Genomic DNA, 16,871 nt, shown 5'->3' on the forward strand with positions numbered 1-16,871 from the left:
GCCGTCGATAGCGTGTGGTGGGACAGCTCCGGGACGAAGGATGGTCGGGCGTGCGCGTGACGCGGTTGTGGGAGCGGGAACTGGGTTGGGCCCGCCTGTTCCGGGCCGGTGACACCCTCGTTGTCCACGACGCCACCCCTGGGAACCGAGACGGGTCGGGGTGCCCCACACGCTCCTTCGACCTGCGCACTCGCGAACCCCTCGGCCCCGTCTTCGGCATGTGGGAGACGATCTGCCTGGCTGATATCCCCGAACGCTGGCCCGCGCCGCTGCTGGCTCATGTCGAGTCGGCGGCCCTGGTCGTCAGCGACTCCCGGGACGGTGCGTTTGTGGAGAGGTTCCCGCTTCCGGCGGTGGGCGATGGCCGTTCCCTGGACGACCTGGCCGTGGCCCGGGTGCGGGGGCGCGATCGCCTGTACCTCCTGGACAATGCCGGCAGCTCGAGCTGCGCCTGGGGCACGGTGGACCTGGACTCGCCCGCGCCCGCCGTCGACTGGTGCGATCCCTTCATGCTGTACAGCGGCTCCCGGGAGCGGATGTCGCTGGACGGGGCCTGGCTGGCCGTGCCCGCCGAGGAGTACGTCGATTTCTTCTATGACGACCCGCAGAGCTATCCGGAGATCATCCCGGAGGGCCGGGTGCGCGTGTACCGCGTCAGCGACGGCGAAATGCTGGGCCAGGTCGACGCGGACGGCCACGAGGCGGTGGTCGCCACCGTGGGCGGGCGCTCCTATCTCGCTCAGGAAGGGTGTGTGCGCTCCCTACCGGATCTGGCTCCGGTGGTCGGACTGAGCGGTCCGACCGGGGTCGCCCTGGCTGAGTGGGAGGGGCAGCCGGTCGCGGTCTTCGCCCAGGTTCGGGAGGAAGTGCCCATCGTGGCGGGACAGCACCGCCCGGTCCGGTTGGTCCACTGTTTCCTTGACGGCGCGGAGAACACGGAACGTCCGGAACCCGCCCTCACTCGGATCCCCTGGGAGGTTCCGGGGAAGTTCCAGGACCTGCTGGCCGTCCCGAACCGCGAGGTCGTGGTCGCCACCTCCGAAGGCGTGTACGTGGTGACCGTCGACCCGTGACCTGAGCCCGCCGGGTTCAGGACACCAGCCAGCCCGCCAACAGCAGGGTGCCCGCCGTCGCGAACACCGCGACCAGTGCGGTGGCCAGCACCGTCGGCCGGGTGGCCCGGACCCCGGGCAGCCGTATCACCGGGAAGGCGCCGAGCACCACGAGCAGCGGGCTGGTCAACACCCCCGGTATCGCGGAGAACGTGAGCGCGCTCATCGCCAGGTGACTGGCGGAGTTGACCAGCAGGACCACCGCGAAACAGACCAGCGCCCCCGCGCCCCAGGCGGGCTGGAGGGCGGCCGCCAGCACGGCCGCCAGCAGCGCCGCCAGAGTCAACAGCCCCACGGCCACCCCGAACCCGGCCTGCCCGGAGCGCACCGCCGCGATCCACGGCGGGGCGTGCTCGGCCGGGCAGATCGCGCAGGTACTCCTCGGCGTTGTGCACGGCGAACACCGCCACCGTCAGGAACCACCACGCCGCCAGGCCTCCGGGCAGCCCGGGCAGGGGTTCGGGTCGTTCCGCGCCCATCGTCCGCCTTCCTCGCCGACGGTTTCCGACCCTGGTGGTGCGTCCCGGCACGGACACGCGAGGGCGCCTACCTGGGCAGCAGGGCGCGGGCCTGCCCGATGAAGTCCAACTGCTCCTCCCACCCCAGGTTGTCCGCGCCCGCGACGACACGGTCGGCCCCGGCCTCCGCGTACGCGGTGTAGAGCTCGGCGAGCTCCTCGGGTGTGCGCGCCAGCACGGGACTTCGGGCAGCCTCCGCCTCGGGGACGCCGTGCTCCTCGACGAGCTGCCGGACCAGGCTCTCGTAGGCCTTCCGGGCCGAACTCCCGGTGCCGAGGATGAGGTGACCTCCCACAGTCACCGGGGGAGAGGGCAAACCCCGTTCCTCCGCGCGTGCACGCAGACGTGAGGCCGCCGCACCGAGGTCGGTGGGGGAGAGCAAGGAGGGGAACCAACCGGCGCCCAGGCGCAGGATTCGGTCGAACGCCTTCTCGGTCCCGCCCACCAGGACCGGCGGCATGGGCGCGGCCGGTGCCAGCCGCAGCGTCGTGTCGGCCTCCTCGAAACGCACATCCTCCCCGGTGACCAGCGGGGGCAGCAGCTCAAGGGTCGCGTCGGTGGCCCGGCCGCGCCCCTTCGCGGGGACGCCCAGCGCCCGCCACAGCGGAGAGCCGGGGAACCCGCCGATGCCCACACCCAGGAGGAGGCGGTTCGCGGACAGGTGCTGGAGGGTGGCGATCTGCGCGGCCAGCCAGGGTGCGGGCCTGGGCGGGACGGACAGGACCCCGAAGCCCAGCCGGACCCGCCGGGTGACCGGGGCGGTCGCGGCCAGGGTCAGGGCCGGCTCCAGAGCCGGGGTGCCGTCTCCCAGGACCAGGTCGGCGAACCACAAGGACTCCAGGCCGTGCTCCTCCACCGCGACGGCGGCCCCGGCGACGCCGGGGGTGCGGGTGTCGGTGAGTTCTTTCATGGCGGTGGGCAGCACCGCGCCGATGTCGATTGTGCTCATACCCACCACCTTGAATGCTCAACATTTGTTGAGGTCAAGGGGGAGGTTCGGTCCGGAGCAGCTGGAGTGGCCCCGGCCGGGCTCACTCCGGACGGTTCTCGTCGACCCACGCGTCGATGGTCTCGAACCAGTCGTAGAGCCACCGTTCGCGCTCCGCGCGCCCCTGGGGAACCCGCTCCGCAGGGACGTGCCAGCCGTGCATCACGATTTCCTTGTCCATGGGCAGTTCGCGCCACACGTCCGCCACCGTCACCATCCGGTCCAGACCCGTGTGCCCCACGAACACCACGTCCGCGTCCGGGGCCGCGTCCAGAGCGGCGAACAGTCCGCCCGGCTGCGGCGCCATCATGTTGCGCATCCCGCTGGCCCGCCGGGCCAGCCCCGGGGAACCGCCCTCGTGCAGCCGGGCGATCCGCTTGCGCCTGCGGTCCGGGGTGAAGTTCCCGCCCTCGGGGAAGATCACGAACGCGTCGTTGCCGCCCAACCCCGCCGCCAGCTGGCCGACCTGCTCCCGCACCCCCTGCGGGCGCGGCCCGCCGCCCCTGGTGAAGGGCGGGGGCGCGATGAACCTGCTGGGCAGCCGGTTCAGCAGGACGTCGATCGCCGGATCCCACTGCAGGGTGTCCTTGAGGACGATCCGGGTCTCCCGGTGCGCGCGGTTGATCAGGGTGTGGATCAGGATGAACGAGTCACCCGGCCCCGCGTGCCGACAGGCCACCACCAGCGGCCGCCCGGGCGCCATCGGGTCCCCGAAGAAATCGGTGTCCGTGCCGTCCCCGACCCCGCGGATACGCAACCGCAGCACCCAGCGCGCCTGTCTGAACAGCACCCGGAGGAAGTAGCCGGTCAGCGCGTAGTGCCCCCGTTGGAACGCCGGGGTGCGGATCCGCCAGCCGAACCCGGACGCCACCCACAGCACGAACAACGACACCAGCGCCGCCGCGTCCCACAGCAGGTAGAAGATGAACATCCACAGCACCCGGGGTACGCGCATCCGCCTCGGCACCATCGACACCAGCGCCAACGCCACCAGCAACCACAGCGGCAGCGTGCTCAGCACCAGGAAGCCCAGCAGCACGACGGTCGGGGCGATCACCAGGCGCCGGAACCAGCGCGGGGGCAGCCGCATCAGGCGTCGACCCCGGCCAGGTAGCTCCGGGAGGCCTCGTAGGCCCGCTCGATTCGCCGGTGGACGGTGTCCAACCGCCGGAAGGACAGCGGACTCTCGTCACCCTCCAGCGAACCCCCGCTGGGCAGCACGTGCAGCCGGACGTCCTCCGGCAGCGTCGCCAGGTCCCGGGCGAACCGGTGGCGGCGGGCGATCTCGAAGGCCACCCGCGCCGTCTCCACCGTGTTGGTCGGCACGGTCAGCGGCTCCTCCACCCGCCCCACCTGCAACACGTACACGGTGCGCGCACCGGCCCGCACCGCGCCCTCGATCGGGATGGAGTTGACGATCCCGCCGTCCATGAAGTGCTCCCCGCCGATCCGGGTGGGCGGCAGCAGCCCGGGCACCGACGCCGAGGCCATGACCGCCTCGATCAGCGGCCCGGCGGAGAACCAGTGCTCGGCGGCGCGCTCGATACTGGCCGCCACCACCCGCAGCGGTACCGGCAGGCCCTCGAAGACCGGCTCGGGACCCAGCGCGGCCACCAACAGGCGGCGCAGCGGCTCCGGTGAGATCAGATGGGTGCGGGTCGTCACCAGGCGGCGCAGCTGACGGCTCACGGCGTCCCCGAACACCGCGTTGGCGTCCTCGGAGGTCCAGGTCCGGGTCAGCTGTTCCACCGCCGCCATCGTGGGGTCGGTGGCCAGCACCGCCCCGTTGATCGCGCCGATGGAGGTCCCCACCACCAGGTCCGGGGTGATCCCCGCCTCCAGCAGCGCCCGGATCATGCCCACCTCGACCGCCCCGCGCACCCCGCCCCCGCCCAGAACGAAGGCCACCGGGCCGGGGTCACCGTGCCCGCCGAAGGAAGCGCCGGAGGAGATGTCAGAAAAGTCTGTCACCGGCCCAGTCTAGGAATCCGCACCCGGAAAACCAGGGACTCCGGGGCCGGGAACGCTGTGAGGAAGAGCCGGGATCGGTCACCCCGAACGGGAACTCCCGCGAGTGCACTCCGACCAGCGCGAGTTCCGGTGTGATACTCGGTGTGACGAGCCGACTCAGGGGGGACACCATGACCGCACCGACCGACCTGACCGCCGCGACCGTCACCCGGGCCGTCCTGCTCGGGCTCGCCGCCGGATCCCGGAGCACACTCGGGGCGGCAGGGCCCTTGCTGGCCGGGGCACGGTCCCGGGGAAGCGGACCCGCACAGTACGCCATCGCCCTGGCCGTCACCGGCGAGTTGGCGACCGACAAACTCCCGTTCGCGCCGAGCCGTCTGGCCGGACCGGGAAAAGTGGTCCGGGTACTGGCAGGTGGCCTGGGCGGTGCGCTCCTGGCCCGCGGGCTGGGCCAGCCGGTGCTGGCCACGGCGGGGATCGCCGCGGCCGCCGCGCCGGTGGGAGCCGCGGCCGGGGTCCGCTGGAGGTCCCTGTGGGGTACCGGACGCGGGGCCTGGGTGGGCGCGGTCCTGGAGGACGCGGCCGCGATCGGCCTGGCCCGGGCCGCCTGCGCGGGCTGGCCCGGAACCCGGCCGGGCCGGGGCTGAACCCAGGCCTCGGAGCGCGAAACCCGGTTCAGCCCCGGGACTCGTGCTCTCCGGGGCTCGCGCGCCAGGGATCAGTCCTCGAAGGTGCGCAGGACCTCGAAGTCCACACCGGCGCGGGGCAGCCGGCGGATCAGCGCCTCGCCCATGGCCACGGCCGTGGTCACCTGGCCCGAGGTCGGCGGCAGGTCGTCCTGCCACAGGCACAGCGCCGACTCCGCGAGCATTCCCGAGGTCGCCGCGTACCCCGGCTCGCCGCCGGAGACCAGGGTGTGCACCCGGCGGCCGCCGCCCGAACCCGCGAAGTGCACGGTGAACCACCCGTTGGCGAGCTGCTCCTCGGTGGGGCCCTCACCCTGCGGGCGCAACGACAGCAGGCGGTCGCGCAGTGGCGGTACCTGGGCCGCCGCCATCACCCCGGCGGCGCCGCCGACCGCGCCCACCGCGCTGGTCAACCGGCGGAAGGCCGCATAGTGGCCGTAGGAGAAGTCCGGCCCGTACCGCTCCAGGGCGGCCGCGGACCTGACCACCACCTGCGGGTCCAGGGTGGGCAGCGGGGCCGTCCACCCACGGGCCAGCCGGGTGCGCGGGCGGCCGCGCGAGTCGACCCGCACCCGGCGCCCCTCCGGGCGGCCCTCCAGCTCACGCCGCTCCCGGGCCGCCGCGAGCATGCCGGCGGGGTCGGCGAAGGCACCGACAGCCGAGTGCAGGGTGCCGCCGGAGACGTTCCCCTGGGCCCGGACGAAACCCTCCACGTGCAGCGGGACCCCTTCGGGCAGCTGCCCGACGGTGAACAGCGCGCCCAGGTCGTGCGGGATCGAGTCGAAACCACAGGCGTGCACGAGCCGGGCCCCGGTACGCACCGCGGTGGCGTGGTGCTTGACGTACATGCGGTCCACGAAGGCGGGCTCACCGGTCAGGTCCACGTAATCGGTGCCCTCCGCCGCGCAGGCGGCCACCAGTGGCTCGCCGTACTCGCTGTAGGGGCCCACCGTCGTGATGACGACCCGGGCCGAAGCAGCCAGCTCACGAATCGAGGCGGGGTCGTTGACGTCGGCGACCAGCAGTTCGGGCAGCGGTCGGTCCGGGTCGATCTCGGCCAGCTCGGTGCGCACCGACTCGAGTTTGTCCCGGTTCCGTCCGGCCAGTGCCCACCGAAGCCCGCGCGGGGCGTTCGTGGCCAGGTACTCGGCGGTCAGCGCTCCGGTGTATCCGGTCGCGCCGAACAAGACGATGTCGTGCCCGCGTTCCAAGGTGGTCCAGCCTCTCAGAGTTGCTCGATGCGCCGAGCACAGTCTCGCACGCGTCCCGAAACCGGTTTGGCCCCCGGGGTCCGCCGGGTACGCAGGCCCGCAGCGACGTCCACGTCTGGGAAACAAAGTCGTGGAAACACAGCCGGGAAGTACGGGGGAAACATGACTGACCTGGTCGATCTGCACGGCACCGCGATGGCGGAATTCGACCGCCGGGTGGCCGAGGTGACCCTGACCGACTGGGCACTGCCCACCCCCTGCGCGGACTGGGACGTGCACGACCTGGTCAACCACCTGACCGCCGAACAGCTGTGGGTGCCGCACCTGCTCGCCGGGGCGCGCGTCGAGGAGGTCGGGGACCGGTTCGACGGCGACAACCTCGGCGAGGAACCGGCGGCCACCTGGACGGTCGCCTCCCGCGAGTCCCGCACCGCCTGGCTGGCGCCCTCGGCCCTGGACCAGACGGTCCACCTGTCCTTCGGTGATGTCCCGGGCCGCGATTACCTGTGGCAGATGACCTTCGACCTGGGAATTCACTCCTGGGACCTGGCCAGGGCGATCGGAGCGGACGAGAAACTCGACGCGACCCTGGCCGAGGAGCTGCTCACCTGGGCCAAAGGGAACGAGGACGTGTTCGCTGGCAGCGGTCTCTTCGCAGCCCCGGTCCCGGTGGGGGAGGATGCCGATCCCCAGACCAGACTGCTGGCTCTCACCGGAAGGAAGAACTAGGCCCCAAGCCCCGGACCTGATGACCGCGGTTCCCGAAGCCCCCACCCCGCGGCCGCATCGGTGACCGCGCGCAGGCTCACCCCGCCAGACACAGCGCCTTCTCGCCCAAAACGCCAAGCCCGCCAGCGGTGTGGAACGTGCCTGGCCCCGTTCCACTACGCCGACGTGTTCAGCCTCGCCACCGACCTGACGGCGACGCCAGAGCAGTGGGCCAGGGCGATGCTCGGCGACAGCCCGGACCTGGCGGCCAAACTGATCTGGCGCGGTTTCCTGGGGCTGCGTCTCAGTCGGAAGGCCTCACCGGACACCGTGGCCGGATGGCGGATCGCCGAGCTCGGCCGGGACTGGATTCGGCTCGAAGCCGACTCCTGGTTCCTGAACGGCAACCTCGTGGTCCGGGTCGCGGCCACGGGGGTCTCGCTGGGCACCTTCCTGCACTATCGGCGGCCGCTCGGCCGGGTCGTGTGGACCCCGCTGTCCGCCCTCCACCGCCGCTTGGCGCCCGGACTGCTCCGGGACGCCGCGGCCAGGGTCCAGGCGCGGTGACCCGTGGAACACGGACCACTCCGCCGCGCGGGGTCCACAAGGCCCTCTGAGGATCGCGTGCTGTGTTTTACACTCGTTGCTCCTGAATCGCGTGCGCGGTACCGATGGGTGATGCCGAGCACGGACAGCGGTTCGGCAACTGGCTGCGATGTCATGGCTCCAGAGCTGGTTCGGGGATACGGGTTACCACCTAATCCAGGGCCCTGCCGAGCAGTCGCACCCCCTCCGGGAAGGTGCCCGGGTTGGGGCCCGCGTAGTTGAGGCGCAGGTACGGGGCGGTGGGTTCGGCCGGGAACCACTCGCCGCCGGGTGCCAGGAGGACCCCGGCCTCCTCGCACCCGCGGACGACCCGCGGCAGGTCGGCGGTGTCCGGCAGCCGCACCCACAGGTTGAGACCGCCCCGGGGGATCGACTCCAGGTAGGCGGTGGGGGCGTGCTCCCGTAGCGCTTCGACGAGCAGGTCGCGGCGGGCCGCCAGCTGGTGGCGCAGCCCCCGCAGGTGGGTGCGCCACGCCGGTTGGGTGACCACGTCCAGCGCCGCCGCCTGTAACACGGCGCTCACGTACATGGACTCGGACTGGACGTCGGCCAGGATGCGCTCCCGGGCCGGGCCGCGGGCGACGATCCCGGCGATACGCACCGCGGGGGAGACGCTCTTGGTCAGCGAGCGCAGGTACACCACGTGCCCGCCGTCGTCCCGCGCCGCCAGCGGGGTCGACTCCGCGTCGATCCCGAAGTCCTGCGCCCAGTCGTCCTCCACCAGGAACGCCCCGTACCGGCGCACGGTCGCCAGGACCTGCTCGGCCAGATCCGAGGACCAGAGCGCCCCTGTCGGGTTGGCGAAGTTCGGCTGCGCGTACAGCACCCGGGCCCCGGTCCGTTCGAAGGCGCGGGCCAGCTCGCGCGGGTCCGGCCCGTCGACCCCGCTGGGCACCGGCACGACCTCCACCCCCGCCTGCTCGGCGGCGCGGATCGCCCCCCAGTAGGTGGGCGACTCGATCAGCAGTGGCCGCCCCGCGCCGACCAGCGAGCGGAAAGCGCTACTCAGCCCGCTCTGACTGCCGGGGAGGATCACCACGTCGCTGGGCGCGGGCGGCGCGATGCCCGCCGGGGCGTGGGAGCCGAGTTCGGCGGCGAACCAGGCCTGGAGGTCGGGCAGTCCCGCGGCCGGGGGCCTGCTGACGGCCGCCTCGCCGCGGGCCGCGCGGTTCAACGCGGCGCGGACCAGGCGTTCGGGGAGCAGCTCCCGGTCCGGGTAGCCCGAGTGCAGCGCGATCATGTCGTTGGGCGGACTGCGCAACGCCGTGTGCAAACCGAACGTCCGCTGCTGGGGTGCGCCGAGCGCGGCGGTCTGCCACCCGTAGTCGTTGGGTCGGGCGAGCCGGACCGCGCGCACGAAGGTGCCCACCCCGGGGCGGCTCTCCACCAGTCCCTGCGCGGCCAGGGCCCGCAGCGCCTTTTGCACCGTGACCGGGCTGGCCCCGTACCGGGACACCAGCGCCCGGGTCGAGGGCAGCTTCGCCCCGGCCGGGGCGGTCGCGATCCACTCCCGGAGTCCTTCGGTGATCCTCGCGCTGCTATCGTTGGACATGAAGATTGATAGTAGCGCTACTGTCGCTGTGGCTCCAGTGCTATCCTCGCGCGCCGGTCTGTGGTGGGGGCTGCTCGGGGTCGCGGCGTTCTCCCTCACCGTCCCGATGACCCGCGTCGCCGTCGAGAGCGGAACCCTGTCGCCCCTGTTCGTCGGCTCGGCCCGGGCGGTCATCGCCGCCCTGCTCGCCGCCGCCGCGCTGGTGCTCACCCGCCAGCAGCTGCCCCGGGGAGACCAGTGGTTCCGCCTGGCCCTGGTCGGCGGGGGAGTGGTGATCGGTTTTCCGCTCATGACCTCGTACGCGCTCACCACCGCTTCGGCCAGCCACAGCGCGGTCGTCATCGCACTCCTGCCCGCCGCCACCGCCGTGCTGGCGGTCCTGCGCGGTCGGGAACGGCCCCCGGCGGTGTTCTGGGCCATGGCGACGGTGGGAGCCGCCGCCGCCCTGGGCTTCGCCGCTCTGCGGGGCGGCGGGTTCGGCTCCGGGCTGGTCTGGTCCGACATGCTGCTGTTCGGCGCCGTCGTCGCGGCCGCGGTCGGCTACGCGGAGGGCGGCCTGCTCTCGCGCGAACTCGGCGCCTGGCAGACCGTCTCCTGGGCGCTGGTGCTCTGCGCACCGCTGATGACCGTGCTCGCCGTCGCCTCCGCCGTCCAGCAGCCGCCGAGCGGAACCCCGGTCGAGTGGGGCGCGCTCGCCTACCTGGCCGCGGTGAGCATGTACCTCGGCTTCTTCGCCTGGTACCGGGGCCTGGCCATCGGACCGATGGCCCAGGTCAGCCAGGTCCAGCTCAGCCAACCCGTGATGACCATCGGCTGGGCCGCGCTCCTGCTCGGCGAAGCGCTCACCTGGCCCACGGTCCTGGGCGGGCTCGCCGTGATCCTGTGCGCCACGATCGCCGTCCGCGCCAGACTCGGCCGGACGGCGATCGTGCCGACGAAGCGCGAGGTCAGCCCGCACATCCGCTCAGGGGGTGGCCGTGCCTAGCCGACTCTGACCACGGTCCCGGTCCCGGCCGTGGTTTCGGCGTCGGTCGCGGAACCCGGCCCGGGCACGGTGACGATGCCCTGTTCCACCGCCATCTCCCTGACCAGGCGCGGGGCGCTCCACAGCGTGGGCAGCAGGATCAGCCCCACCGGTACCGCGGTCACCACGATGAAGGACTGCAGCGCCTGCACCCCGTTGTCGCCCACGGTCAGGAGCACGATGGCGGCGGCGCCCATGCCCACGCACCAGAACGCCCGCACCCACGCGAACGGCTCGCCCGAGCGCATGCTCGCCGAGGAGATCGAGTAGGACATGGCGTCGAGCGTGGCCGCGAAGAAGATCAGCGTTACGACGACCATGACCAGCGCCAGCACGGTGCTCAGCGGTAGTGCCTGGACGATGGCCAGGGCCGCCGCGGGCAGGCCGTCCTCGGCGTAGGGCCCGGAGACCACCCCGGGGTCGTTCTGTTCGAGCCACAGACCGCTACCGCCCAGCGCGGTGAACCACACGGAGGTGACCACGGCGGGCAGCACGGTCGCCCCCACGAAGATCTGCCGGACGGTGCGGCCCTTGGAGATACGCGCGATGAAGATCGCCATGATCGGCCCGTATCCGATGAACCAGCCGAAGAAGAAGACCGTCCAGTAGCCGAGCCACTGCTCGTCGCCGCGGAACAGCGTCATCGGTACGAACTCACGCACGTGCACGGCGCTGGCCTGGAGGAACAGGTCCACGACATAGGGCAGCGAGGAAAGGCCCACAACGCACACGATGAGGATCAGCGCGGCCCACACGTTGATCCGGCTGAGCAGCTGGATGCCGCGGTCGAGGCCGCTGAGTACCGAGATGGTCGCCACGACGGTCAGACCCACGATGATGGCGACCTGGGTGCCGAAACCGGACCCCACGCCGAACATCTCGCCGCCGATGTAGGACATCTGCAGGCCGAGGAAACCGATCGGGCCGACCGTCCCGGCCACCACCGCGACCACGCAGCTGATGTCGGCGACGGTGCCGATCCAGTGGGTGCGGATCCGCTCGCCCATGATCGGCCACAGCAGGGTGCGGGGCCGCAGGGGCATGCCCTTCTCCACCCCGCGCATCATCACCAGCGTAGCCAGGGAACCGCCGATCGCCCACGCCGGGAAGCCCCAGTGGACGAAGCTCTGCGCGAGGGCGAGCGCGGCGCCCTCCATACCGCCTTCCACCTGCGCGTACTGCGGCGGCGGGTTGACGTAGTGGGCCAGGGGCTCGGCGGCGGCCCAGAAGACACCGCCCGCGGCGAGCAGGGTGGTCAGCACCATGGCGACCCACCGGAACCAGCTGAACCCGGGGGTATCGGTGCCGCCCATCCGGACCCGCCCGTACCGGGAGAAGGCCAGGACCGCGGCGACGGCCAGGGTGCCCAGGAGCAGGACCTGCCAGTAGGCGCCGAACCAGCGAGCGGACCACGCGAACGCGGTGTCGACGGCGGCGCCGACCCTGGTGGGGGCCACCAGCGCCGCCAGGACGAACGTGATCAGGAGGGCACCGGAGACCCCCAGAACCCAGAGGTCGGGTCTGCGGCCGGTTTCGGGCACGCCTGTACGCGGGGCGGAAGACATGAAGAAGAGGATTCTCCTCGATCGGGGACCGCCGACCGGGAAGGCAACCTCCGGTCGGCGTGCTGCACGGCGCGCCGGAAGGCGGTCCGGAGTCAGAGACGGGGACGGCCGTCACCACGGCGCCACAGCGCCACCAAAGCGCTGCCCCAACCTCGGGTGGCACGTCGAAAACGCCCCGAAGCCCGGGGCGACCCGGACGAGTCTATGCGCGTTTGCCCAGCGAGGAAGGGGTGAGGAGGGTGGGGCCCGCCACCCGGGTGTGTGTTCGCGAACGCTTGCCCGGCGGGTGTCAGGGGTGGTTGTTGCGCGGGTGGGCGCGAGGAGGCCGGGGCTGCGAGGCCGGGGGCTACGAGAACTCCGCCAAGGTCTCTGCCAGCGGGCCGTCAGCGCGACCGGACCGAAGCCGCGGGTGACCTCGGTCCTGGCCCGGGGTCCGTGCCGGCCCGGCCGTTCGCGGGTGCGCCTCTCACCTCGCCGTACACTGCCATCGGCGCGTCTTGACGGCACGCCGGTAGCCCGCCGCTCATCCGGACCGGCCGAACACCAGGGGGACCCATGACCGAACCGACCTCCGTCACCCGGGACGAGCTCCGCCGCGTCGACACCCCCGTCGGCCCCGTCGTCGGCAGGGTCCTGGGAGACGTCGTCCGCGCACTCGGCATCCCCTACGCGCGCGCCGAACGCTTCGCCCCGCCCCGCCCCGAACCCGCGTTCACCGAACCCTTCCAGGCCACTCAGCCCGCGCCCGCCTCACCCCAGCTCTCCTCCAAGGTGGTGTCCGCGGCCGTCGAGGGCGTCTCGGTCGGCCGCCACGACGAACACTGCCAGCGGCTCTCGGTCACCCTTCCAGCCGACCTCGCCCCCGATGAGCGCCTGCCCGTCATGGTGTGGATCCACGGCGGCTCCTACGTCACCGGTTCCGGGGACATGGAGATCTTCGACCCCACCCGGCTGGTCACCGAGCAGCGCGTCGTCGTCGTCGCCGTCACCTACCGCCTCGGCATGCTCGGTTACCTGCGCATCGGCGACACCGCCCCCGCCAATCTCGGCCTGCTCGACCAGATCCAGGCGCTGCGCTGGGTGAACGCCAACATCGCCGCGTTCGGCGGCGACCCGGACCAGGTCACCCTCTTCGGTCAGTCCGCGGGCGGCGACGCCGTCGCCCACCTGATGATCAGCCGGGGCGCCGAGGGCCTCTTCCGGCGTGCGATCATCCAGAGCGCCCCGCTGGGCATCCTGACCGGTCGCTCTCGCATGTCCCAGGCCATGGCGGCGGCTGTCGGTGTGCCCGCCCCGGACACCCCGGCCGCCGAGATCGTCGCGCTGGAGGGGAAAGCGGCCACGGCGGCCAAGAAGTTCGGCCTGGCCAGCGCCATGCCCTTCGGGGTCCAGTACGGGCACGCCCCCCTGCCCCCGGAGTCCCTGCGCGTTCGCGCCTGGCGCGAGGCGGCGCCCGGGATCGACGTGCTCGTCGGCGCGACCAGCCAGGAGACGGGGCTGTTCGCCGATTTCCTGCCGCCCATCCAGCGCCTGAGCGCACTGCCGCTGGTGGGCCGGGCCCTGCGCCGCTTCCTGGTGTGGGCCACCACGTACCGCATCTACACCGGCCCTGCCAAGCGCTTCGCCCGCGACCACCGCCGGGGCGGCGGCAGGGCCACCCGCTACACCGTCACCTGGCAGCCGGAGGGCAGTCCGTTCGGCGCCGCGCACATCGTGGACCTGCCCCTGTTGCTCGGCACCAGGAACGCCTGGGAGAACACCAAGCTCGTGGGCCGCACCAGCTGGACGGATCTCGACCGCCGAGGGAAGGCGGTTCGCAGGCTCTGGGCCGACTTCGCCCGCACCGGAGCGGTCTCCAGCCAGAACGCCGGTGCCGCCTCCGACAGCCTGACCGTGCACCGCTCCTGAGGGCTACCGGGGCGTACCCGCCCGGAGGCGGCTGCTTCCGGGCGGACCGGCGTCCTACGGCGGCGGCCGTGCCGGGGCCTCCCGGCCTCACGAAAGCTCGGGCTTGCCGAACATCACCGCGTAACCGGAGGGCAGCTGGCTCAGGAGCTGGTTCAGCTCGCCTCCGGAGACCGTTTCGGCCACGGTCGTCAGGACCGCTCCGGCGTCCTGTTCCGCGGTCAGGGGCCGCCCGCCGGTCAGCTCGGCCACACGTTCGTGGAACTCCTCGACCCCGAAGGACTCCGGTTCCGGCTGCCGCGCCTGCAGGGGAACCTCCTTCAGCTCTTCCGGGAGCTGAGCGACCAGCTTCTCCACGGCTGGGCCCGGCAGCCGGGACGAGAGGACTGTGAGCACAGCGGTCGTCACCTGCTCGGCCTCGCGCTGGTCCTCGTACTCTCCGAGTTCACGTACCTCGGCCAGGAACTCGTCGTAGCGCATGGTTCACCTCTCTTCTCGCCGAAAGTCCTGCTTCTTCGTCCCGTGCGGCCCCTGCCCGCACGGGCTCCTGGAGGGCACCGCGCCGTGTTCCAACTGGTACAGGCGGTCGTGCAGCATCTCCAGCACCCTGGGACGACTGCCGTGACACTCCTCGAAAGCGATGAGCTGGCGCATCTCTTCGGCGTCCAGTACCCGGACACGCTGCCGGAGCGTCCCGACCGGAACAGAGGCGTAGTCCTCGATCGGAGCGGTCTTTCGTGCGAGCATCGCCCCTCTCCTCTCTTCCCCCAGGGGTGAAGCCAAGGGTGTGTGAGGGCGACTACCCGACCAGGTCACGGTGAAACAGCAGGTGGGGACCTTCCGATCGCCGCACCGCGGTGCGGTTCTCCGGAGCACCGGGAAAGCGGCGCGGAACCGACCGGGGCCGCCAGAGGGACGGGTGCCCCGAGGCGCATCAGCCGGCCCTCCCCTGGCCCCGCCCGCCGGACGGGCCGGTTCACGACCGGGCCTCGCCCGGTGGGGAAAGACCGGCCAAAGTCTGCCCGCCTCCCCGGTTCGGGTGGACTGTTCTGCTCCCGACCCGGGTAGTCGGACGACATGAGAATCGGTGAGCGCATCCGCGAGATCGAACACGACGAGCGCTTGGACCCGGCGGTCTTGCGGCTGAGGAGACTGGCCGACCACCTCCCGTCGGGCCCGGTACGCGATCTCCTGCACGGCGTGCCGCTGGGCCACCCGGCGCATCCGACCCTGGTGCACCTGCCCATGGGCACCTGGCTGGCCGCGGTCGTGCTGGACGCTCTGCCCGGCGACCACCGGCGCGGTGCCCACGCACTGGTCAACATCGGTCTGCTCGCCAGCCTGCCAGCGGTGGTCACCGGTCTGGCCGACTGGTCGGAGCAGCATGGGCGCCAGCAGCGGGTGGGGGCGGCGCACGCCGCGGCCAACGGCGCGGGCGCGCTGATGTTCGCGGCCTCCTCGGTCGCCAGGACCCTGGGCCGCCAGGGGTGGGGGAGGGCTCTCGCCCTGGCCGGGATGAGCGCCGTCGGTATCGGAGGAACCCTGGGAGGGCACCTCACCTACTACCGGTCGGGGGGCGTCAACCGGGCCGACCACCTCCTCGACCTGGTGCCCGAGGGATGGCATGACCTCGGTCCGTTGGACGGCTTCCCGGAGGACGACACCGGCCAGGGCGACGTGGACGGTGTTCCCGTCGTGGTGGCGCGTACGAACGGGTCGGTGCGGGCCCTGCTGGGCACGTGCCCCCATCTGGGCGCCCCGCTGGGCGAGGGCGAACTGGTGGAGGGGTGCGTACGCTGCCCGTGGCACGGAAGCGAGTTCCGCCTGGACAGCGGGACGGTGGTGCACGGGCCCGCGACCGCGTCCTTGGAGCCGTTGGAGACCTCGGTCGTGGACGGGCGACTGATGGTCCGGCTGCGCTCCTTCGGTGGTTAGCCGCGGTAGCCGGGCCGGGACGGGTTCTCCTCTTCGCGGCGGTCCGTGTCATCCTTCCGGGTCAGCTCGTCCCGCAGCTTCTGCAGCGAGGCGGAGAGCAGCCGGGACACGTGCATCTGGGAACAGCCCACCTCGCGGGCGATCCGCTCCTGCTTCCACTCGTCGAAGAAACGTCGTTTGAGGATCAGCCTCTCCCGGGGCGGCAGGACCTTGATGGCCTCGCGCGCGGACTCGCGCTCCACGACCAGGTCCAGGTTGTGGTCCTCCGTGCCCAGGGACTCCTCCAGAGTGGGGGTGCCGTCCTCGCCGTGCGGTTCGGGGGCGTTCAGCGACAGGGTGTTGTAGGCCTCCGAGACCAGGAGGACCTCCTCGACCTCCTGCTCGGAGATCCCCATCTCCTCGGCGATCTCCGACGGCTTCGGGTCCCGTGCCAGACGCTGCTCCAGTTCCCGCCGTACCCGGTTCATCTCGGGCCTGCGGGACTGAGGGGTACGGGGTGTGTGCACGGACCAGGTGTGGTCGCGGAAGTGCCGTTTGATCTCCCCGGTCACGGTCGGCAGGAGATAGGAGATGAAGGCCTTCCCCCGCTCCGGCGAGTAGCCGCGGATCGCCTTCGCCAGCCCCACGTGGGCCGTCTGCCGCAGGTCCTCCAGCTGCTCGCCGCGACCGCCGTAGCGGTGGGCGATGCGGTTCAGCAGGGGCTGGTAGTGCATCATGACCCGTTCCCGCAGTTCCTCACACCTGGGGTCCCCGGGGTCCAGGGATTTCAGGACCGACAGGAGCTCCTCGGCGGAGGCGTCCTCCGACGGTTCGCCGGGCGGAGCCGGAGCCGGGATGACGGTGCCTTCTGCGCCCGCGCTCGAGGAAGCGGGCAGGTCGCCCGCGCCGGGGCGGGCGGTTCTGGTCGAAGTGCGCATGCTGTCCTCCTCGATGACCTGTGGGGGATGAGCGGTGCACAGGAGTCAGGTTTCCCGCTCAGCGCCGAAGAGAACATGCGGTCGGAGTGGTTGCCCAATGATTGCCACAAGTTGCCCCCGCCGTGGGAGTGCTCGGGGCGGCCACGTTTAGCAGCTCCGTGCCCTGGTAGTCC

At 72.0% G+C, this 16,871-nt stretch carries 17 protein-coding genes; 7 read left to right on the forward strand and 10 right to left on the reverse strand.

The window, feature by feature from the left end; translation table 11 throughout:
* The first annotated feature begins 50 nt into the window (after positions 1-50).
* Positions 51-1,073, forward strand: coding sequence for a hypothetical protein (locus NE857_RS15180; RefSeq protein WP_254421581.1), 1,023 nt, complete (start codon positions 51-53; stop codon positions 1,071-1,073).
* A gap of 16 nt (positions 1,074-1,089) precedes the next feature.
* Here the strand turns inward: NE857_RS15180 and NE857_RS15185 are convergent, their stop codons facing one another.
* The 4 genes from NE857_RS15185 to NE857_RS34230 form a co-directional block, all read right to left on the reverse strand.
* The gene (locus tag NE857_RS15185) at positions 1,090-1,440 is read right to left on the reverse strand and encodes a hypothetical protein (RefSeq protein ID WP_254421582.1); all 351 of its coding nucleotides are present in this window, start codon (positions 1,438-1,440) and stop codon (positions 1,090-1,092) included.
* A gap of 218 nt (positions 1,441-1,658) precedes the next feature.
* The gene (locus NE857_RS15190) at positions 1,659-2,579 is read right to left on the reverse strand and encodes an LLM class flavin-dependent oxidoreductase (RefSeq protein ID WP_301184338.1); all 921 of its coding nucleotides are present in this window, start codon (positions 2,577-2,579) and stop codon (positions 1,659-1,661) included.
* A gap of 82 nt (positions 2,580-2,661) precedes the next feature.
* On the reverse strand, positions 2,662-3,708 hold the full coding sequence (locus tag NE857_RS15195) for a 1-acyl-sn-glycerol-3-phosphate acyltransferase (RefSeq protein ID WP_254421583.1): 1,047 nt from the start codon (positions 3,706-3,708) through the stop codon (positions 2,662-2,664).
* Positions 3,708-4,589, reverse strand: coding sequence for a patatin-like phospholipase family protein (locus tag NE857_RS34230; protein ID WP_301184339.1), 882 nt, complete (start codon positions 4,587-4,589; stop codon positions 3,708-3,710). Before NE857_RS34230 ends, NE857_RS15195 begins: the two co-directional genes overlap by 1 nt.
* 170 nt (positions 4,590-4,759) lie before the next feature.
* Here NE857_RS34230 and NE857_RS15205 point away from each other — a divergent pair, with 170 nt between their 5' ends.
* Positions 4,760-5,236 carry a hypothetical protein gene (locus NE857_RS15205; RefSeq protein ID WP_254421584.1) on the forward strand — a complete coding sequence of 159 codons (477 nt, stop codon included), beginning with the start codon at positions 4,760-4,762 and terminating at the stop codon, positions 5,234-5,236.
* A gap of 71 nt (positions 5,237-5,307) precedes the next feature.
* Here NE857_RS15205 and NE857_RS15210 read toward each other — a convergent pair whose 3' ends face one another.
* A complete protein-coding gene (locus NE857_RS15210) occupies positions 5,308-6,486 on the reverse strand; it encodes a saccharopine dehydrogenase family protein (RefSeq protein WP_254421585.1) in 1,179 nt (392 codons plus the stop codon).
* 162 nt (positions 6,487-6,648) lie between these two features.
* On the opposite strand from NE857_RS15210, the gene NE857_RS15215 reads away from it, so the two are divergent.
* Both NE857_RS15215 and NE857_RS15220 read left to right on the forward strand, forming a co-directional pair.
* Positions 6,649-7,215 (forward strand): TIGR03086 family metal-binding protein, encoded by a 567-nt coding sequence (locus NE857_RS15215; protein ID WP_254421586.1) that lies wholly within the window; start codon positions 6,649-6,651, stop codon positions 7,213-7,215.
* 165 nt (positions 7,216-7,380) lie between these two features.
* Positions 7,381-7,761: a hypothetical protein gene (locus NE857_RS15220; RefSeq protein ID WP_254421587.1), complete on the forward strand. Its 381-nt coding sequence runs from the start codon at positions 7,381-7,383 to the stop codon at positions 7,759-7,761.
* Between the two features lie 190 nt (positions 7,762-7,951).
* Here the strand turns inward: NE857_RS15220 and NE857_RS15225 are convergent, their stop codons facing one another.
* Positions 7,952-9,352: an aminotransferase-like domain-containing protein gene (locus tag NE857_RS15225; RefSeq protein WP_254421588.1), complete on the reverse strand. Its 1,401-nt coding sequence runs from the start codon at positions 9,350-9,352 to the stop codon at positions 7,952-7,954.
* A 28-nt stretch (positions 9,353-9,380) separates the two neighbouring features.
* On the opposite strand from NE857_RS15225, the gene NE857_RS15230 reads away from it, so the two are divergent.
* A complete protein-coding gene (locus NE857_RS15230; RefSeq protein ID WP_254421589.1) occupies positions 9,381-10,337 on the forward strand; it encodes a DMT family transporter in 957 nt (318 codons plus the stop codon).
* Here the strand turns inward: NE857_RS15230 and NE857_RS15235 are convergent.
* Positions 10,334-11,941 carry a BCCT family transporter gene (locus NE857_RS15235; protein ID WP_254421590.1) on the reverse strand — a complete coding sequence of 536 codons (1,608 nt, stop codon included), beginning with the start codon at positions 11,939-11,941 and terminating at the stop codon, positions 10,334-10,336. The two genes, NE857_RS15230 and NE857_RS15235, sit on opposite strands and share 4 nt — an antisense overlap.
* 555 nt (positions 11,942-12,496) lie before the next feature.
* Here NE857_RS15235 and NE857_RS15240 point away from each other — a divergent pair.
* Positions 12,497-13,849: a carboxylesterase family protein gene (locus tag NE857_RS15240; RefSeq protein WP_254421591.1), complete on the forward strand. Its 1,353-nt coding sequence runs from the start codon at positions 12,497-12,499 to the stop codon at positions 13,847-13,849.
* An 87-nt stretch (positions 13,850-13,936) separates the two neighbouring features.
* On the opposite strand, the gene NE857_RS15245 is transcribed toward NE857_RS15240, so the two are convergent.
* Positions 13,937-14,326: a DUF2267 domain-containing protein gene (locus tag NE857_RS15245; protein WP_254421592.1), complete on the reverse strand. Its 390-nt coding sequence runs from the start codon at positions 14,324-14,326 to the stop codon at positions 13,937-13,939.
* Between the two features lie 3 nt (positions 14,327-14,329).
* On the reverse strand, positions 14,330-14,593 hold the full coding sequence (locus tag NE857_RS15250; RefSeq protein ID WP_254421593.1) for a DUF8129 domain-containing protein: 264 nt from the start codon (positions 14,591-14,593) through the stop codon (positions 14,330-14,332).
* A gap of 330 nt (positions 14,594-14,923) precedes the next feature.
* On the opposite strand from NE857_RS15250, the gene NE857_RS15255 reads away from it, so the two are divergent.
* Positions 14,924-15,781 carry a Rieske (2Fe-2S) protein gene (locus tag NE857_RS15255; RefSeq protein WP_254421594.1) on the forward strand — a complete coding sequence of 286 codons (858 nt, stop codon included), beginning with the start codon at positions 14,924-14,926 and terminating at the stop codon, positions 15,779-15,781.
* On the opposite strand, the gene NE857_RS15260 is transcribed toward NE857_RS15255, so the two are convergent.
* Positions 15,778-16,698 (reverse strand): SigB/SigF/SigG family RNA polymerase sigma factor, encoded by a 921-nt coding sequence (locus tag NE857_RS15260; RefSeq protein WP_254421595.1) that lies wholly within the window; start codon positions 16,696-16,698, stop codon positions 15,778-15,780. The genes NE857_RS15255 and NE857_RS15260 overlap by 4 nt on opposite strands.
* Between the last annotated feature and the right edge of the window lie 173 nt (positions 16,699-16,871).

It is taken from the genome of Nocardiopsis exhalans, assembly GCF_024134545.1.
GTDB lineage: Bacteria > Actinomycetota > Actinomycetes > Streptosporangiales > Streptosporangiaceae > Nocardiopsis > Nocardiopsis exhalans.